General features: G+C 73.7%; 18 protein-coding genes. 9 read left to right on the top strand and 9 right to left on the bottom strand.

Translation table 11 applies throughout. The features are described 5' to 3' along the window. Positions 1-18: 18 nt before the first annotated feature. From JTN19_RS18250 to JTN19_RS20275, 3 genes are read right to left on the bottom strand one after another with little or no spacing between them, the layout of a single operon-like run. Complete coding sequence (locus JTN19_RS18250; RefSeq protein WP_206935605.1) at positions 19-681, bottom strand: anti-sigma factor; 663 nt, start codon at positions 679-681, stop codon at positions 19-21. Next, positions 678-1,202, bottom strand: a complete 525-nt coding sequence (locus JTN19_RS20270) for a sigma-70 family RNA polymerase sigma factor (RefSeq protein ID WP_340643366.1) — start codon at positions 1,200-1,202, stop codon at positions 678-680. The genes JTN19_RS18250 and JTN19_RS20270 overlap by 4 nt, the downstream gene beginning before the upstream one ends. Continuing rightward, positions 1,199-1,813 (bottom strand): hypothetical protein, encoded by a 615-nt coding sequence (locus JTN19_RS20275; protein WP_242531273.1) that lies wholly within the window; start codon positions 1,811-1,813, stop codon positions 1,199-1,201. The genes JTN19_RS20270 and JTN19_RS20275 overlap by 4 nt, the downstream gene beginning before the upstream one ends. Before the next feature lie 35 nt (positions 1,814-1,848). Here JTN19_RS20275 and JTN19_RS18260 point away from each other — a divergent pair, with 35 nt between their 5' ends. After that, positions 1,849-2,679 carry an aldo/keto reductase gene (locus JTN19_RS18260; protein WP_206935607.1) on the top strand — a complete coding sequence of 277 codons (831 nt, stop codon included), beginning with the start codon at positions 1,849-1,851 and terminating at the stop codon, positions 2,677-2,679. A 50-nt stretch (positions 2,680-2,729) separates the two neighbouring features. On the opposite strand, the gene JTN19_RS18265 is transcribed toward JTN19_RS18260, so the two are convergent. Both JTN19_RS18265 and JTN19_RS18270 read right to left on the bottom strand, forming a co-directional pair. Next, on the bottom strand, positions 2,730-4,142 hold the full coding sequence (locus tag JTN19_RS18265) for a TRAP transporter large permease (protein ID WP_206935609.1): 1,413 nt from the start codon (positions 4,140-4,142) through the stop codon (positions 2,730-2,732). Positions 4,143-4,155: 13 nt separating this feature from the next. After that, the gene (locus tag JTN19_RS18270; protein WP_206935611.1) at positions 4,156-4,704 is read right to left on the bottom strand and encodes a TRAP transporter small permease subunit; all 549 of its coding nucleotides are present in this window, start codon (positions 4,702-4,704) and stop codon (positions 4,156-4,158) included. 134 nt (positions 4,705-4,838) lie between these two features. Here JTN19_RS18270 and JTN19_RS20465 point away from each other — a divergent pair, with 134 nt between their 5' ends. The 8 genes from JTN19_RS20465 (at position 4,839) to JTN19_RS18310 (ending at position 12,741) form a co-directional block, all read left to right on the top strand. Continuing rightward, the gene (locus tag JTN19_RS20465; RefSeq protein ID WP_206935614.1) at positions 4,839-6,836 is read left to right on the top strand and encodes a proton-conducting transporter transmembrane domain-containing protein; all 1,998 of its coding nucleotides are present in this window, start codon (positions 4,839-4,841) and stop codon (positions 6,834-6,836) included. Continuing rightward, a complete protein-coding gene (locus tag JTN19_RS18280) occupies positions 6,833-7,795 on the top strand; it encodes a respiratory chain complex I subunit 1 family protein (protein WP_340643367.1) in 963 nt (320 codons plus the stop codon). Before JTN19_RS20465 ends, JTN19_RS18280 begins: the two co-directional genes overlap by 4 nt. Beyond that, entirely contained in the window at positions 7,792-8,463 is a 672-nt protein-coding gene (locus tag JTN19_RS18285) for a hydrogenase-4 component E (protein ID WP_184385096.1), read from the top strand. The genes JTN19_RS18280 and JTN19_RS18285 overlap by 4 nt, the downstream gene beginning before the upstream one ends. Beyond that, a complete protein-coding gene (locus JTN19_RS18290) occupies positions 8,460-9,887 on the top strand; it encodes a hydrogenase 4 subunit F (RefSeq protein ID WP_206935616.1) in 1,428 nt (475 codons plus the stop codon). Before JTN19_RS18285 ends, JTN19_RS18290 begins: the two co-directional genes overlap by 4 nt. Continuing rightward, the gene (locus JTN19_RS18295; RefSeq protein ID WP_242531274.1) at positions 9,884-11,377 is read left to right on the top strand and encodes a hydrogenase large subunit; all 1,494 of its coding nucleotides are present in this window, start codon (positions 9,884-9,886) and stop codon (positions 11,375-11,377) included. Before JTN19_RS18290 ends, JTN19_RS18295 begins: the two co-directional genes overlap by 4 nt. After that, a complete protein-coding gene (locus tag JTN19_RS18300; protein WP_340643368.1) occupies positions 11,374-11,757 on the top strand; it encodes a glyoxalase superfamily protein in 384 nt (127 codons plus the stop codon). Before JTN19_RS18295 ends, JTN19_RS18300 begins: the two co-directional genes overlap by 4 nt. Further along, complete coding sequence (locus JTN19_RS18305) at positions 11,758-12,276, top strand: NADH-quinone oxidoreductase subunit B family protein (protein WP_206935618.1); 519 nt, start codon at positions 11,758-11,760, stop codon at positions 12,274-12,276. A gap of 123 nt (positions 12,277-12,399) precedes the next feature. Continuing rightward, positions 12,400-12,741: a hypothetical protein gene (locus JTN19_RS18310; protein WP_206935620.1), complete on the top strand. Its 342-nt coding sequence runs from the start codon at positions 12,400-12,402 to the stop codon at positions 12,739-12,741. A 21-nt stretch (positions 12,742-12,762) separates the two neighbouring features. On the opposite strand, the gene JTN19_RS18315 is transcribed toward JTN19_RS18310, so the two are convergent. The 4 genes from JTN19_RS18315 to JTN19_RS18330 form a co-directional block, all read right to left on the bottom strand. Then, complete coding sequence (locus tag JTN19_RS18315) at positions 12,763-13,698, bottom strand: LysR family transcriptional regulator (protein ID WP_206935621.1); 936 nt, start codon at positions 13,696-13,698, stop codon at positions 12,763-12,765. Positions 13,699-13,845: 147 nt separating this feature from the next. After that, on the bottom strand, positions 13,846-14,802 hold the full coding sequence (locus JTN19_RS18320; RefSeq protein ID WP_206935623.1) for a peptidoglycan-binding protein: 957 nt from the start codon (positions 14,800-14,802) through the stop codon (positions 13,846-13,848). Next, positions 14,799-15,401: a hypothetical protein gene (locus tag JTN19_RS18325; protein ID WP_206935625.1), complete on the bottom strand. Its 603-nt coding sequence runs from the start codon at positions 15,399-15,401 to the stop codon at positions 14,799-14,801. Before JTN19_RS18325 ends, JTN19_RS18320 begins: the two co-directional genes overlap by 4 nt. Then, complete coding sequence (locus JTN19_RS18330) at positions 15,398-16,759, bottom strand: hypothetical protein (RefSeq protein ID WP_206935627.1); 1,362 nt, start codon at positions 16,757-16,759, stop codon at positions 15,398-15,400. The genes JTN19_RS18325 and JTN19_RS18330 overlap by 4 nt, the downstream gene beginning before the upstream one ends. Positions 16,760-16,783 lie beyond the last annotated feature (24 nt).

Raw genomic sequence — 16,783 nt, forward strand, 5'->3', positions numbered from 1 at the left:
CGCGCGATTTTTTTCGGCTCAGCTCCCGGCCGCCGCCTGGAGGCGCCCGATGAACAGGATGGGCCCGGTGGGCCGGCCGATGGGCGAACCCCCTGGCGGTTCCAGCGTGATCTCGATTAGCATGCCAGGCTCGGGCCTGATGGTGCGGGGTGTGACCACCATGCGCCCGCCCTCCGGCACCAGGCCGAGCGAGGTGGGCGCCGTCGCCCCCTGCGGCAGGGCCCAGAGCTCCATCACCCGGTCCGGCGCCACGGGGGGCAGGTTCAGCGCCGCCAGGCGCAGCTCGCCGCGCGCCGATTCGACCAGCCAGGCCGGCTGGTCCTGGCTGGTCAGCAGCACCGTCATCAGCGCGGGCTCGGGGGCGGGCCGTAGCAGCAGAACCGCCGCCAGCCCGGCCGCGACCGCGCTGGCGCCGACGCCGAAGGCGGGCCAGGGGAAGCGCCAGCGGCGCGTGGCGGGCGCGGGGTCCAGGCTTTCCGCGATGCGCGCCCAGAGGCCGGGCGGCGGCGCCTCGGGCGCGGCCAGGGATTGCAGGGGGGCGAGTCGCGTCTCCCATGCCGCCACGGCGGCGGCGAGGTCACGGTCGGTCTCCATCAGCGCGCGCAGGTGGGCGGCCTCGCGCGCATCGAGCGTGCCCAGGACGTATTCGCCGGCGAGGGCGTCGCGTTCCTCCGGGGTCATGCCAGGCACTCCCTGAGCGCCAGCAGCCCGCGCCGGATCCAGGCCTTCACCGTGCCGAGCGGCGTGCCCAGCCGTGCCGAGATCTGCGGGTGGGAGAGGCCATGGACAAAGGCCAGCAGGATGCCGTCGCGGTTCTTGGGTTCCAGCCCGTCCAGGCAGGCACGCAGCCGCGCCCCCTCGGCCGAGGCGGCCAGCGCCTCATATTGTTCGGGCGGCACGGGGGCGTCGCCCAGCAGCGCGTCCTCGCTCGGCAATTCGCGGCCGCGGCGGCGGGCGATGTCCAGCGCGGCGTGGCGCACCACCGCGCCCAGCCAATGCTCGGGCGCGCCGCGCGTGGGGTCGAACTGCGCCGCGCGCCGGGCGATGTTGAGGAAGGCGTCATGCAGCGCATCGGCTGCCGCGTCGCGGTCGCGCAGGATGGCCATGGCGATGCCGAACAGCCGCACCGAATGGGCCTCGTAGAGGGCGCGCAGCGCGGCGCGGTCCCCGCGCGCGACGCGCGCCAGCAGGGCCTCGCTCACGGAATGAGGCGCTGCAGGCGGCCCAGCCAGTCGCGCAGGTCGAAGCCCGGCGGCTCGGGCGGGGGCGCGGTGCCGGCGGGCTGCCGGCGACGCAGCGCCTCGGTGGCCTCGCGCGTGCGGGCGAGGGGCAGTTCGGCGGGCTCCGTGCCGGCGCTGGTGTTGCTGCCGAGGCCGGACATCCGCACCAGGGCGCGGCGGGCGGTCAGCAACTCGGCCGCTGCGCGCTCGGCCTCGCCGCGGCGGGGGGTGCAGATGAGGTTCCGCCCCTCCAGCCCGCAGGGCAGTTCCAGCATGGTGTGGCTGTCGAAGCGCAGCTGGGCGGTGCCGGTGAAGGCGAGCACGCCGCGCATGGCGCTGTCGAAGGAGAGGTCCCGCGCGGTCACGGCCGGCACCAGCATGCCCTGCCGGTCCATGATCTCGAGCGCGAGGCCCGGGCCCACCGCCGAACGCTCCACCGGCTCGGCATGGCGCAGGATGCAGGTGGTGCGGTCCGTCATGCGGTCGGTGACGCAGCCCAGGCGCCATGACCCCACCTCCTCGGCCACGGGTTGTCCCCAGGCGGGGGGGGCGGCGAGGAGCAGGGGCAGCAGGGGGAGAAACCGGAAGCGCATCGTGGCATTGTATCACAGACAAGGAGGGCGATGGCATGACCCCATTGCGGCTGCGGGATGGAACCGCGTTTCCCCGGCTCGGCCAGGGCACCTGGCGCATGGGCGAGGACGGCACGCGCCGCAAGGAGGAGGTGGCGGCGCTGCGGGCCGGCCTCGACCTCGGCCTCACCCTCATAGACACCGCCGAGATGTACGGCGAGGGCGGGGCCGAAAAGGTCGTGGCCGAGGCCATCGCCGGCCGGCGGGAGGAGGTGTTCCTCGTCTCCAAGGTCTATCCGCACAACGCCTCCCGCCGTGGGTTGCCGCAAGCGCTGGACCGCAGCCTGAAGCGCCTCAAGGTGGAGCGGCTGGACCTCTATCTGCTGCACTGGCGCGGCGCGGTGCCGCTCGACGAGACGGTGGAGGCGATGGAGCGCGCGCGGGAGGCCGGCAAGATCGCGCGCTGGGGCGTGTCGAACCTGGATGTGGAGGATTTGCTGGAGCTGGAGGCCGCGCTGCCCGATTGCGCCACCGACCAGGTGCTGCTGAACCTGGAGCATCGCGGCCCGGAATTCGACCTGCTGCCCTTCTGCGCCACGCAGGAGATGCCGGTGATGGCCTATTCGCCGGTGGGGCAGGGGGGTGCGCTGCTGCGCCACCCCGCACTGGTGAAGCTGGCCGCCGCGCGAGGGGCGACGCCCGGCCAGGTGGCGCTGGCCTGGACGCTGTCGCTTCCGGGCGTGGTCAGCATCCCCAAGGCCAGCAGCCTTGCCCATGTGCGGGAGAATGCGGCGGCGGGGGAAATTGTGCTGACCCCCGAGGAACTGGCCGCGCTGGACGCGGCCTTCCCGCCCCCGCGCCGCAAGCAGGAGCTGGCGATGCTGTAGCGTCCGGTCGCCCTTGGTGGGATCGCCAAGGGCGCGCGGCCGCCGCCCGACTACCGGAAGATCGGCATCGCGTCGTCATCGGAGGGTGGCGCGGGCGGCGGCACGTCAATGGTGACGGTCGCCGGGTCCACGCCCGTGCCGCCCTGGATCAGGAAGGTGACGGCCTCCGGCCAGATCATCACGATGGCCACCAGCAGCAATTGCAGGCAGATCCAGGGAATGGCGCCGCGGTAGATCGCCTGGGTGGAGACGAATTTCGGCGCGATGGAGCGGATGTAGAACAGCGCGAAGCCGAAGGGCGGCGTCATGAAGCTGCTCTGCAGATTGATGCACAGCAGCACGCCGAACCACACGAGATCAATGTCGAGCGTGGTGGCCACGGGCGCCAGCAGCGGCACCACGATGAAGGCGATCTCGAAGAAGTCGAGGAAGAAGCCCAGCACGAAGATGAAGGCGTTGACGAAGAGCAGGAAGCCGATCTGCCCGCCCGGCAGGTTGGCCAGCAGCCCCTCCACCCAATGCGAGCCGTCCACGCCCTGGAACACCAGGCTGAACACCGTGGCGCCGATCAGGATGTAGATCACCATGGCGGTGATGCGCATGGCGTTGCCCATGGCCTCGCGCATCAGTTTCCAGCTGAAGCGGCCATTCAGGATGGCGAGCGCCACCGCCCCCACCGTGCCCATGGCGCCGGCTTCGGTCGGCGTGGCCAGCCCCATCAGGATCGTGCCCAGCACCAGGAACAGCAGCAGCAGCGGCGGCACCATGCCGCGCAGCACCCGGAAATAGAGGGGCCAGCCACGCGCCATCAGCGCCTCGGGCGGCAGGGCCGGCACGCGGTGGGGGGCGACGAGCGCCACCCCGGCCACGAAGGCCAGGAAGAGCAGGATCTGCAGCAGGGCGGGCCCGATGGCACCCGCATACATGTCACCCACCGAACGCCCCAGCTGGTCACTGAGCACGATCAGCACCAGCGACGGCGGGATGAGCTGCGTGATGGTGCCCGAGGCCGCGACTACGCCCGTCGCCAGCCGCTGGTCATAGCCATGGCGCAGCATGATGGGCAGGGCGATGACGCCCATGGCCAGCACGCTGGCCGCCACCGTGCCCGTGACCGCGCCCAGCAGGGCGCCCACCAGCACCACCGCGAAGGCGATGCCGCCCGGGATCTTGCCGAAGAGCTGCGCCGTGCTTTCCAGTAGTTCCTCGGCCAGGCCGCAGCGTTCCAGGATGGCGCCCATCAGGGTGAAGAAGGGAATGGCCAGCAGCAGGTCGTTGGACAGGATGCCGAAGACCCGCGGTGGCAGGTTGCCCAGATAGGCCGGCGTGAAGAAGCCCAGCTCGATGAAGAACAGGCCGAAGCCCAGCCCCACCGCGCAGAGGCTGAAGGCCACCGGGAAGCCCAGCAGAAGAAAGACGACCAGCCCCACGAACATCAGGGGCGGCATGATCTCGACGCTCATTGGGGGCGGGGCCTCACTGCTCGGGGCGTTCGTAGCCGGTGGCGACCTCGGCGGGGCGGATGTCGCCGCGCAGCAGGGCGATGCGCTTGATGAGTTCCGACAGGCCCTGGATGGCCAGCAGGGCGAAGCCCAGCGGCATCAGCAGCTTCACCGGCCAGCGCACCAGGCCCCCGGGGGCGGGCGAGATCTCGTGCCGCACCCAGCTTTCCAGAAAGAAGGGCCAGGTCATCCAGGCCAGGAGGAAGATGGCGGGCAGCATGAAGAAGAGCAGGCCGAAGACATCCACCCACAGCCGCCCCCGCTCGCCCAGGAGGGCGTAGAGGATGTCCACCCGGACATGCTGGTTGCGCTGCAGCGTGTAGCTGGCGCCCAGCATCACGACGCCGGCGAAGAGATACCACTGCACCTCCAGCCAGCCATTGTGGGAGAAGTTGAAGCCGTAGCGCAGCACGGCATTGGTGGCGCTGATGGCGCAAGCCAGCAGGATGCACCAGTCGGCCACCCTGCCGCAGCGCTCATTCACCCAATCCACCCCCCGGCTGAAGCCGAGCAGCACCCACATGACCTGTACCCTCCGCGCGGACAGCAGCGCGTTAAACAAAAGAGGCGGCTTGTCCAGCCTCGCCTTGGGCGCCGGGGCGGATACAATGCGGGAATGATGGGGCGACTCGGGCAATCGGCGGGGGCTGAGGGGGCGTGCTGACGCTTCTCGGCCTCGGCTTGCTCGCGCTGGCGGTGCTGGCGGGGCTGGGGGCCGCGGGGCTGGGACGGCGGCTGGTGCCGCTGGGCGCGGCGGCTGTCGCGGCCGTGCTGGGCGCCGTGGCAATGGCCACGCTGGCGCTGGGGCCGGTCGAGGAGGCGGCTCTCGCCCTCGGGCCGCCCTGGGGCCCCGCGCTGGTGGCGCTGGATGCGCTCTCGGCCTGGTTCCTACTGGTGTTGGCGGTGGTGGCGCTGCCGGCCGCCCTCTTCGCCGCGGCGACAGGCCCCTCCAGCCGGGCGGAGGCCGCGGCCTTCCCGCTTTTCCTCGCCGCCATGGTGCTGGTGCTGCTGGCGGCCGATGCCTTCACCCTGCTGCTGGGCTTCGAGGCCATGTCACTCGCCTCCTGGGCCTTGGTCGCGGCGCGGCACCCGTCCGGGCGCGGGCGGCGGGCGGCGCGACTCTATTTCGGCTTCGCGGCCTTCTCGGGCCTCTGCCTCATCGCGGGCTTCGCTTTGCTCTCGGCGCCCGGCATGGGGTTTTCCGAGATGCGCGCGGCCCCGCCAGAGGGCTGGCGCGGCACGCTGGCCCTGGTGCTGATCCTGCTGGGGGCGGGGTCCAAGGCGGGGCTGCTGCCCTTCCACCTCTGGCTGCCGCTGGCCCATCCGGCGGCCGCCACCCCTGTCTCGGCGCTGATGTCGGGGGCCATGGTGAAGATCGCCCTCTATGTGCTGGTGCGGGCCCTGTTCGACCTGGCGGGCGCGGCCCAGCCGGGCTGGTGGGGGGCGCCGCTGGTGGTGCTGGGGGCGGCCACGGCGCTGTGGGGTGCCATCCGCGCCAATGTCGAGACCGACATCAAGGCCATCCTGGCCTGCTCCACCCTCGAAAATGTGGGCCTCATCACGCTGGCGCTCGGGCTTGCCCTGGTGTTCCGGGGCGCGGACCTGGCGCCACTGGCCGCGCTGGCGCTGTCCGCCGCGCTGCTGCACGCGCTGGTGCATGCGGGATTCAAGGGCTTGCTCTTCCTCGTGGCGGGTGCGGTGGCCGAGCAGGCGGGCAGCCGCGACCCCGACCGGCTGGGCGGGCTGATCCACCGCATGCCCTGGGTGGCGGGGCTGGCCATGCTGGGCGCGGCCTCGGCCGCCGCGCTGCCGCCCTTCTCGGGCTTCGCCAGCGAATGGCTGGTGTTGCAGGCGCTGATCCAGAGCTGGCGCGTGGCGGAACTGCCGGTGCAACTCCTCTCGGCGGCGGCGCTGGTCACGGCGGGGATGGCGCTGGCCCTGGCGGCGGCGGCCATGCTGCGCTTCGTGGGGCTGGTGTTCCTGGGCCGCCCGCGCACCCCGCGCGCGGCGGGGGCGCTGGACGTCACGGGGCTGATGCGCGCGGCGCTGGTGGTGGCCGGGGCGGTCTGTGCCGCGCTGGCGCTGCTGGCCGCCCCGGCGCTGGGCCTCGCGGGTGGCATCGTGACCGGGCTGCTGGGCGAGGGCGCGGCGCCGCCCATCGCCGGGCTCGACCTCATGCTGGGCGAGGCGGGTGCCCGCTACGCCCCCTGGGCCGTCACGGCGCTGCTGGCGGGGCTGGCGCTGGCGCTGTGGTATGGGCTGCACCGCAAGGGCGCGCCCGAACCCCGCCGAAGCCCCGCCTGGGATTGCGGCTTCCTGCCCCCGCCGCCCGACCTGCCCTTCGGCGACCCGCTGACCCAGCCGAGTGCGGCCGGCGCCGCCCAGCCCATCCGCCGTGCCCTGGGCGGGCTGGCGCTGGCGCAGCGCGAGGCGCACCACCCCGCCGCCCCCGGCAGCGCCACCCCCGCGCGGCTGCGCGTCGAGGCGCGGGACCACGGCTTCGTGGCGCTGCTCTGGCCGCTGGGCCGGCTGCGGCGCCTGGCCGGGCACCAGGCGGAGCGGCTGCGCGGCCTGCCGCTCTCGGCCTATCTGGCGCTGGCGCTGGGCACGCTGGTGCTGTTGCTGGCGCTGCTGGCCTGGGGGGCGGTGGCATGATGGCCACCTTCCTCGCGCTGCTGACGCAAATCCTGCACGCGGCGCTGATCCTGGCCGCGGCTCCGCTGGTGGTAGGCGGGGTGCGCTGGGTGAAGGCGCGGCTGCTGGGCCGGCGCGGCCCGCACCCGCTCCAGCCCCTGCGCGACCTGCTGAAACTGCTGCGCAAGCGGCCGGTGCTGGCCGATGGGTCGAGCGTCGTCACCCGCGCCACGCCCTATGTGGCCCTGGCCGCGACGCTGCTGGCGGCGCTGCTGGTGCCAGGCTTCGCGCAGGGCATGGCGCTGGCGCCGGTCGCGGACCTCATCCTCATCGCGGGGCTGCTGGCGCTGGCGCGGATGGCGCTGGCGCTGGCCGGCCATGACGCGGGCACCGCCTTCGGCGGGCTGGGCGCGGCGCGCGAGATGACCTTCGCCGCCTTCGCGGAGCCCGCCCTGCTGGCCTCCGTGCTGGTGCTGGCGGTGCTGGCGGGCAGCTCCAACCTGGACGCCATCGCCGCTTTGTTCCGCGAGGGCAGCCTGGGCATCCGCGTCTCGCTGCTCTTCGTGCTGCTGGCGCTGATGGCGGTGGCCCTGGCCGAGAATGCCCGCGTGCCGGTGGACAACCCCGCCACCCACCTGGAACTGACCATGGTGCACGAGGCGATGCTGCTGGACGCCTCGGGTCGCCACCTCGCCCTGTGGGAGGCGCAGGCGGCGCTGAAGCTGACGGTCTGGCTGGCGCTGCTGGCGGCGATCTTCCTGCCCTTCGGCGCGGCCCCGGTCGGGGCGGGGCCGATCGCCTGGGTGGTGGGCGCGGTGCTCTGGGCCGCGAAGATGGCGCTGCTGGCCGTGGCGCTGGCGGTGTTCGAGACGTCCATCGCCAAGATGCGCGTCTTCCGCGTGCCGGAATTCCTGGGGGCCGCGCTGCTGCTCGCGCTGCTGGCGGCGGCCCTTGTCTTTATCACGACAGGCCTCGCATGACCGGCCCCGGGGACATCGCCTATGACGTGGCGCATCTGCTGGGCGGGGCCATGCTGCTGGTGGGCTTCGTCATGCTGGGGCAGCGGCGCATCGGCGCATTGATCGCCGCACTCGCCGCGCAGGGCGTGCTGCTGGCCTTGGCGGCCTTCTGGCAGGGGCATGTCCAGGCGGCGCCGCAACTCTATCTGACGGGGCTGATCGCGCTGCTGGCCAAGGGCATCGCCATCCCACTGGTGCTGCACCGCCTGGCGGGTGAGCTGCCGCCCCCGCTCCGCACCGAGGCGCCGGGCCGGATGGGCGCGGGGCTGGTGCTCGGGGTGGGGCTGGTGGGCCTGGCCATGCTGGTGGTCGTGCCGGCCACCACGGGGGCGGGGGCGCTCGCGCGGGTGGACCTCTCCATGGCGCTGTCCATCCTGCTGCTGGGGGCGCTGATGATGGTGACGCGGCGCAGCGCGCTCGCCCATGTGGCGGGGCTTCTGACCATCGAGAACGGGTTGATTCTGGCCGCGGTGGGGGTGGCCGGCATGCCGCTGGTGGTGGAGCTTTCGGCGGGAGGCCTCGTGCTGGTCGTGGCGTTGATCGCGGGCGTCTTCGCGCGGCAGATGCGCGAACGCTTCGCCAGCCTCGATCCGGGTGTGCTCGACCGCCACCGGGGGGAGGGACGATGAGCCTCGCCACCGCCCTCATCCTCTTGCCGCTGCTGGGCGCCGCGCTGCTGGCCGCGCTGCCGCGCGTGGCGCCGCTGCTGAACATCGCCATCTCCGCCGCCTGCCTCGTGCTGGCGCTGCTGCTGCTGGCCGGGCCGCTCCCCTACGGCGAGGGCTGGCTGCGGGCCGATGCGCTCTCCGTCTCGCTGGTGGTGCTGGCCGGCATCGTGGGGCTCGGCACCGCCATCTTCTCCTGGCAGGACATCCAGGGCGAGGGCTTCGACACCGCGCGCACCCGCTTCTACCACGCCGCCTTCCAGGGCTTCATGGCGACGCATTTCCTGGCGCTGCTGTCCGACAACCTCGGCATCATGTGGGTGGCGATCGAGGCCGGCACGCTGGCCTGCGTGCTGATGGTGGGGCTGCACCGGACGCCCGCCGCCATCGAGGCCGCGTGGAAATTCTTCATCCTCTGCGGCTTCGGCATCGCGCTTGCCTTGTTCGGCATCATCGTACTGGCGCTGGCCGCCGCCCCGCATCTGCCGCATGGCGACCTGCGGCTTTCGGCCGCGGCCCTTCGCGAGATTGCGCCGGCGGCCGAACCTGGCCTGCTCAACCTCGCCTTCGTCTTCCTGCTGGTGGGCTTCGGCACCAAGGCGGGCCTCGTGCCCCTGCATTCCTGGCTGCCCGACGCCCATGCCGAGGGCCCCACCCCCATCGCCGCCGTGCTCTCGGGACTGCTTCTGAACAGCGCCATGCTGGGCATCCTGCGCGGCGAGGCCATTGTGGCCGCGAATCCCGGCTCCTGGGCACCGGGCGGGTTCCTGATCGGCATGGGGGTGGCCTCGCTGCTGCTGGCGGGCGTGACCTTGTGGCGGCGGCGGGATGCGAAGCGCCTCTTCGGCTGGAGCAGCATCGAGCATATGGGCATCGCGGCCATCGCCTTCGGCCTGGGCGGGCCCTTGGGGAACATGGCGGGCATCCTGCACCTCTGGGGCCATTCCCTGCTGAAATCGGCGGCCTTCTTCGCGATCGGCCGCGCGGCGCGGCTGAAGGGCGGGCAGCGCATGGACCAGATCGGCGGGCTGGCGCGCAGCCATCCGGCGCTGGGCTGGGGGCTGGTGCTGGTGATGGTGGGGCTGGCGGGGCTGCCGCCGGCGAGCCTCTTCGCCTCGGAATGGATGCTGGCGGTGGCCCTGGGGCGCGAGGCGCCCTGGCTGCTGCTGCCCTATGTGGCGGGGCTGCTGGTGGCGGCCCTGGCCTTGCTGCATGCCATGCAGCGGCTGTGCCTCGGCCCGCCCACGCCGGATGCGGCGCCAGGCCCCGCAGGCTGGGCCACGCTCGCGCCCATCTGGTGCAACCTGGCCTTGGCCGTGATCCTCGCCATCGCCCTGCCGGCGCCCCTGCGCGCCCTGCTGCGCGACGCCGCACAGGTGCTGGGATGAGGGCCGCCAAGGTGCTGGAATCGGGCGTCATCGCCCCCTGCATGCCCTGGCCGCGCACGGTGCTGGACGCGGCCGGCTGGCTGCGCCTGCGCGAGGCGCTGGCGACCGACCCCAGCCTCGACCTGCTGGCGCTCTGGGGCGAGCCGGGCTTCGTGCATGCCGCCTTCCTCGATATCGCGGCCCCGCGCCTGTGGCTGGCCAGCACGGCGGTGGAGGGCGGCCGCGTGCCCGCCCTCTCGCCCGTGCGGTCCGGGGCCGCGCTGTTCGAGCGCGCCCTGCATGACCTCTGGGGCATCACGGCCGAGGGCGCGGTGGATGCCCGCCCCTGGCTCGACCATGGGCGCTGGCCGGTCCGCGCGCCGCTGTCGCCGCGGCCGCTCAGCCACAGCCCCGCCGCCGACCCCATGGAATTCCTGCCCGTCGAGGGCGCGGGTGTGCACCAGATTCCCGTCGGCCCCATCCACGCCGGCATCATCGAGCCGGGGCATTTCCGCTTTCACGTCCAGGGCGAGACCATCGTCCGGCTGGAGGCGCGGCTGGGCTGGACGCACAAGGGCACGCTGTCGCTGCTGCAGGGCAAGTCACCGCGCGTGGCGGCGCGGTTCGCGGCCCGGCTTTCGGGCGACAGCACGGTGGCGCATTCGCTGGCTTTCGCCCGTGCCGCGGAGGCCGCCGCCGGCGCCGAGGCCCCACCCCGTGCCACGGCCCTGCGCGCCGTGATGCTGGAGCTGGAGCGGCTGCACAACCACCTGAACGACATGGGCTTCATCGCCAATGACGCCGCCTTCGCGCCGCTGCACGCCGAGGCCGGGCTGTTGCGCGAGGCCCTGCTGCGCGCCCAGCACCAAGCCTTCGGCCACCGGCTGATGATGGACCGCGTGGTGCCGGGCGGCGCCGCCATGGACCTTTCGCCCGAGGGCCAGGCCGCCATCGAGGGCGCGCTCACCGCCGCCGCCACCGGCCTGCCGCGCCTGCTGCGGATGTATGAGAGCCACGCCAGCCTCCAGGACCGCGTGCTGGCGACCGGCATCATCCCGCCAGCGCTGCTTGCCGCCTTCGCGCCCGGCGGCGTGGTGGGCCGCGCCGCCGGCCGCGCCTTTGACGCGCGGATGCTGACGGGCGAGATGGCCGATTGCGCCACCCAGCCCGGCGGCGACGTGGATGCCCGCTGGCGCCAGCGCCATGAAGAGGCCCTGGCCGCCATCGCGCGGGTGCGGACCCTGCTGGCCGGCCTGCCGCCCGGCCCGCTGACCGTCTCGCTGGGCCACGGCGAGGCGCGCGAAGGGGTGGCGCTGGTCGAGGGCTTCCGCGGCGAATGCCTGGCCTGGCTTTCTCTGGACGAGGGCGGGCTGATCCGCGCGGCCTTCCTGCGTGACCCCTCCTGGCTGCATTGGCCGCTGCTGGAGGCGGCCGTCATCGGCAACATCGTGGCCGACTTCCCCCTCATCAACAAAAGCTTCAACGCGAGCTACAGCGGGGTGGACCTGTGAGCGCGATCAGCCTGGATGTGGCGATCCCCGTGCTGCGTGTCTTCGACCCGGCGAAGGCGCGGGAATTCTATTGCGACTTACTGGGCTTCACCTGGGACTGGGAGCACCGGTTCGAGCCTGACCTGCCAATCTTCGCCCAGGTGTCGCGCGCGGGGCTGCTGCTCTTCCTCAGCGAGCATCATGGCGATGGCACGCCGGGCAGCCTCGTCATGCTCCGCATGCGCGGGCTGGATGCGATGCATGCCGAACTCTCCGCCCGCCGCTACCGCAATGCCCGGCCGGGCATCGAGGAACGTCCCTGGGGCTGGCGCGACCTCTCGGTGACGGACCCCTTCGGCAACCGCCTGGTCTTCACCGAACCCGTGGCGGAGGACGGCTGAATGCTCTGGCCCAGGCTTGCCCGCAACCTGCTCCGCCCGCCCGCCACCGACGCGCCCGTGGTGCCGTTGCCCGAGGTGGTGTCGGCGCTGCGGGAGCGCATGGAGGCGGCCTCCATGCGGCGGCTCGGCCGCTCGCTCGCCATCCGCCAGGTGGATGCGGGCAGCTGCAATGGCTGCGAGCTGGAGATCAACGCGCTCCAGAATGTGGCGCATGACCTGGAGCGCTTCGGGCTGCGCTTCGTGGCCTCGCCCCGCCATGCCGATGTGCTGCTGGTGACCGGCCCGCTCACGCGCAACATGGCCGAGGCGCTGCTGCGCGCCCGTGCCGCGACGCCCGAGCCGGTGTGGATCGTGGCGGCCGGCGATTGCGCGGTGGATGGCGGTGTCTTCAAGGGCAGCTATGCCGTGCTGGGCGGCGTCGAGGCGGCGCTGATGCCCGACCTCATCATCCCCGGCTGCCCGCCCAGCCCGACGGAACTGCTGGAAGGCCTGGTCGCGCTGGTCGAAGCCAACGCCTGAACACCCCCTCGTTTCCGCATACCCCCTGCACGAAGGCTTGGAATGGGCCGGGCCGGGGGGCGGGCGCATTTTCCTTCCATCAGCGGAGGCCATCGCCGCCGCACAGATCGGAAGGAATTGAAGATGACCTACACCACCCGCAGCCTGTTCGCCGCCGCCCTGCTGCTCGGCGCGCCCGCCCTGGCCCAGGCCTCCGACTATCCGCGCCTCGTGGGCAGCGGCGAGGACATGACCGTCGAATACGGCCCCGGCCCGCAGGGCAATGTGGTCGGTGGCGGCCAGGCCGTGGTCGCCATCGGCGGCACGACGCCCAGCATCCGCTACATGGATGACGCCAATGTGCAGCGGCGCGCCGATGGCCTGGTGCCCGTGATGGTGGACCAGGGCGAGACCCGCACCATCACCTTCGTGGCGCCTGAAGCGGCCCCGGCGCCGCGCATGGCCGGCCTGCTGCGCCGGAACTGAGGCCCTCGGCGGCGGGGGTGCTCAAGCCCCCGCCAGCTGCGCCCCCGCCGCCTGCAACCCTTCATGCAGCGCATCCGCCACCACGCGGATGCGCGGCGTGTGACGGGTGTCCTCGTGCAGGCCGATCCAGATGCCCAGGCGCGGCGCGGCGGAGGGTGTCTCCAGCCGCACCAGGGTTGGCCCCAGCTGGGCCTCGCTCCGTGCCATGGCACCATCGCCCATGCCGCGCGGCAGGGCCGCGACACCCATGCCCCCCAGCGCCGCCTGCAACAGCGCCTCGTGCGAGTTGGAGGTGAAGCCCACCGCCGCGGCGTGCATCAGACCCGCGAGCCAATCCTGGGAGGGGCGCGCCACATCGGGCCGCGCATCCTCGGGAGGGGCGAAGACCAGCCGGGCGTGTCCCGGCGCGCCGGTGGCGAAATCGGGCAGGCCGCGCGCTTCCAGGTAGGAGGTCGCAGCATAGGCGCGCAGTTCAATCTCGCCCGCGCGGCGCGCCACCACATCGGGCTCCGTGAAGGCGCCGATGCGGACCGCGATGTCGGTCTCCCGCCGCGCCAGGCTGACGGGTCGGCTTTGCGCGCTCAGCTCCACCAGGATCTCGGGGTGGCGGACATGAAGCTGCGCCAGGATGGGGGTGAGGACGCGGCTGCCCAGCGCCTCCACCGCCGTCACCCGCACCAGCCCTTCCAGGCGGCTGTCCTGGCCGGTGATGCGCCGCTCCACGCGCAGCGCCTCCTCCTCCATGCGTTCGACCGCGCCCATCACCTCCTCGCCCGCCGGGGTCAGGATGAAGCCCTGCGGCGTGCGTTGCAGCAGCCGGGCGCCCGACCGCTCATGCAGGCCTTCGAGGCGCCGGCCCATGGTCGTCTGCGTCACCTTCAGCGCCCGCGCGGCGGCGGAGAGGCTGCCGTGGCGGGCCACCGCCAGGAAAGTCCGCAGGTCATCCCATTCCAGCATGATGTTCCATCGGTCCGAGGGCGGCGCGAGAGGTGCCGGCCCGTGTGAGAGCCCTCCATGTAAGGTTTGGTGAACCCCAACGGGAGATGTGACAGGGGCGCGACGGCCGGGGGGCTGGGGCGCCCCCACGGCAATCCGGCCTGGGCCTCAGGCAGCGGGCGCCTCGGCGCCCAGCAGCGCCCAGAGGCTGGGCGTCTCGGCGCCCGGCGCGTCCCCGGCGTCGAAGACCGCGTGGACGTCGCCCAGGAAGGCGCAGAAGGCATCCGCATGCCAGCCATCCCCCCGGCGCGTCTGCACGAGGCCCCAGTGCGGGTCCGAGGAGGCCGGCCGCAGGCTGCCGGCATTGTAGGCGATGGCGACCAGCGGCGGGTCATAGCCGGTGGCCAGCCGCCCGCGCGTCGCCTGGCGCTGGATGTAGGCCGCCCCCGCAAGGGCCGAGGTGGCGGGGTCCAGCAGGCGCGCGCGGTCCAGCGTGGGGTCGGCCAGGGCCTCGCGCGCCGTCGAGATCAGCGTCTGCATCAGCCCGGGCGAAACGCGGTGCGGCGTGGCGGCGTCCGAGACGAAGCCCGGCTCCTCCCGCACCGCCTCGCCCCGGCCGCCCGATTCGACCAGCGCGGTCGCCAGCAACAGGTCCACCGGCGCGCCGGTGCGCCGGGCGGCGGCCTCCAGCGCGGCCCGGTGCCGCGCCCAGGCGGTGGCGGCGGCGCGGGGGTTGGCGTTGCGGCGCGGGCTCGGCTCGCCTTCCACCTGCACGCCACCGCGGACCAGCCGCCAGCGCCGTTGCCCCGCGCCCGCCGGTGGACCGTGAAAGGTGGTGAGCGCCGGTAGGAAGGGGCGCAGCGCAGCCTGCCAGGGGTGCTCGCGCCGCAGCGCGGGGGCCTGCATCAGCCGTGCCCAGGCGGGGCCGGACAGCACGCCATCCACCGGCAGCCCCTCGCGGCGTTGGAAGCGGCGCACCGCCTCGGCCGTCATGGGGCCATAGATGCCATCGGGCTCGCCCGGATTCAGTCCGGTCCGCAGCAGGGCGAGCTGTACCTCGCGCACCACCTCGCCGCGCATCATGGGCAGGGTGAAGACGAGCGGCTGGGTCAGCATGACGTTCATGGCGCATCTCCGCAGCCGGGCAGGGTGGCGATTCGGGTGGCGAGGTCGCGCGCCTCCGGCCCGCCGGGCGGGGCCTCGGCCAGGCCCGCGCGGGCGGCGGCACAGTTTGCGGACAAATTTCCTATCGCGGGATGCGACAAGACCAGCGCGGCGCGGGCGCGCAGCCATCCGCGGGATTCGACGGGCGCGGCGGAGGCGGCATCGCGCGCGCGGGCGGCCTCGGTGGCGGCCTGCGCGCGGGGCAGGAAGGCCGCGTGGCAAAGCCGCGCCTGGGCCTCGCCCTGGGCCAGCGCCGGGTGGGGCGCCAGCGCGCGGGCGGCGGCATAGCCCTGGGCCGCGCAGTCCAGATGCGCGACGGATCCCGGGCAGGCGGCGCCGGGCGCGCGGCCCTCCATGGCAAGGCGCATGCAGGCCTCGGCGCGGCGGGCGTGCAGCCGGGCGCAAGCGGCATGGCCGGGCGGGCAGGCGACGGGCTCGGCGGCGATGGTCGCATCGGAGGCCCCGTCCCAGCGGGCGAGCTGGCCGAGCGGCGGGTCCAGCGCCGTGGCCAAGGGGGCGCAGCCGGCCAGCAGCGCCAGCAGGGGAAGAAGTCGGCTCATGGGGTGATCTCCGCGAGCAGGGGCAGGGGGTCGGTGTCGGTCTCGCGCAGTTGCGCGAGCAGCAGCGTCAGCCCTTCCAGCGCCGCGCGCGCCTCGGGCGGGGCCGCGACGGGCGCCAGCAGCGTGGCGTCGGGGGCGGCGCGCAGGGCGGGGGCGGCCTTGGCCAGGCGGGCGGCGGTTTGGGCGAGGGTCTCGGGCGTCACGTCCCGCGCCACCGCCTCGTCCAGCAGGGCGGCGCGGAACTCCGCGAGGCCCTGGGCGGCCTCCTCCGGGTTGGTGAAGCCAGGGTAGCGCGCCCAGAGCAGGGCCGCCGCGTCGGGGCGCAGGCAGTGGTCGAGCAGGGTGGCGAGGAAGCCTGGCTCCTCCAGCCAGGGCGTGAAGAGGCGCGCGAAGATGGGCGCCTGGGCCAGGCGCAGCTCGGCCGAGGCAGGGGTGATGGCGCCCGGTTCGAACAGCGCGGGGTCGAGGGGCGCCTCCAGCAGCCGGGCACGGAAACGGCGCCAGGCGCCGGCGCCCAGGTTCCAGCCCACGCCCAGCACAAGCGCCGCGGCGCCGAGGGGGCCACCGGCGGCCAGCGGCAGGGCCGGGGCGGCGGCGCGCAGCAGGGCGGCGAAGGGCCCGCCCGAGCCGGTCAGCGCGCCGAGCGCGGCCTGGAGCCCTGCCTCGGTCGCGTTCCCTGTTGTGCGGGCGGCGCCCAGCGCGCGCTCGGCGGCCTCGACCAGCGTGGCCGCCTGGGGCGGGATGGTGCCGGGGGGAAGTGCCGGTCCAAGCTGCGTGAGGATGGTGCGCGCCACGCCCAGCTGGCGTTCGAGCTGCGCGGCCAGGCCCTCGACCCGCGCAGGGTCCGGCGCCTCGCGCAGGGCCTGGTTCTGGCGCTGTTCCGTCGCCAGGGCTTCGGTCAGGCGGCGGGTGACCTGGGTGTCGGGCGTGGTGGAGCGGGCGCCGAAATAATAGCCGAAGACGCCCGCGATGATGCCGTTCACATAGCCCGCCACCGCGTCGTTCAGCGCCAGCGCCTGGCTGAACAGCAGCAGCGGCAGCCCGATGATGCCCACGATCAGCGCGAGCAGCGCCCGCACCGTGCCCTCCGGCAGGCCCATGGGCAGGTCACGCAGGGCGGCGATCTGGGCGGGGGTGGTGGCGGGGTCGCGGAGCAGGGCGAAGGAGCGGGCGGCGAGCCACCAGAGGAAGGCGGCGAAGCCGATGCCCACCGCGAAGACCAGCAGCGCGACGAGGTTGGCCGGCGCGGCCAGCGCGCCCTCCAGCCGCAGCCCGGCCGCCCGGGCCAGCAGCAGGGGCAGCAGGAGGGCGAGGGCGCCGAGGAGAAGGGTGAGGGGGGTGGCGAGGAAGGGCGGCACGGGGGGACCTCCTGCTGGAGCGCC

It is taken from the genome of Roseococcus thiosulfatophilus (assembly GCF_017311575.1).
GTDB lineage: Bacteria > Pseudomonadota > Alphaproteobacteria > Acetobacterales > Acetobacteraceae > Roseococcus > Roseococcus thiosulfatophilus.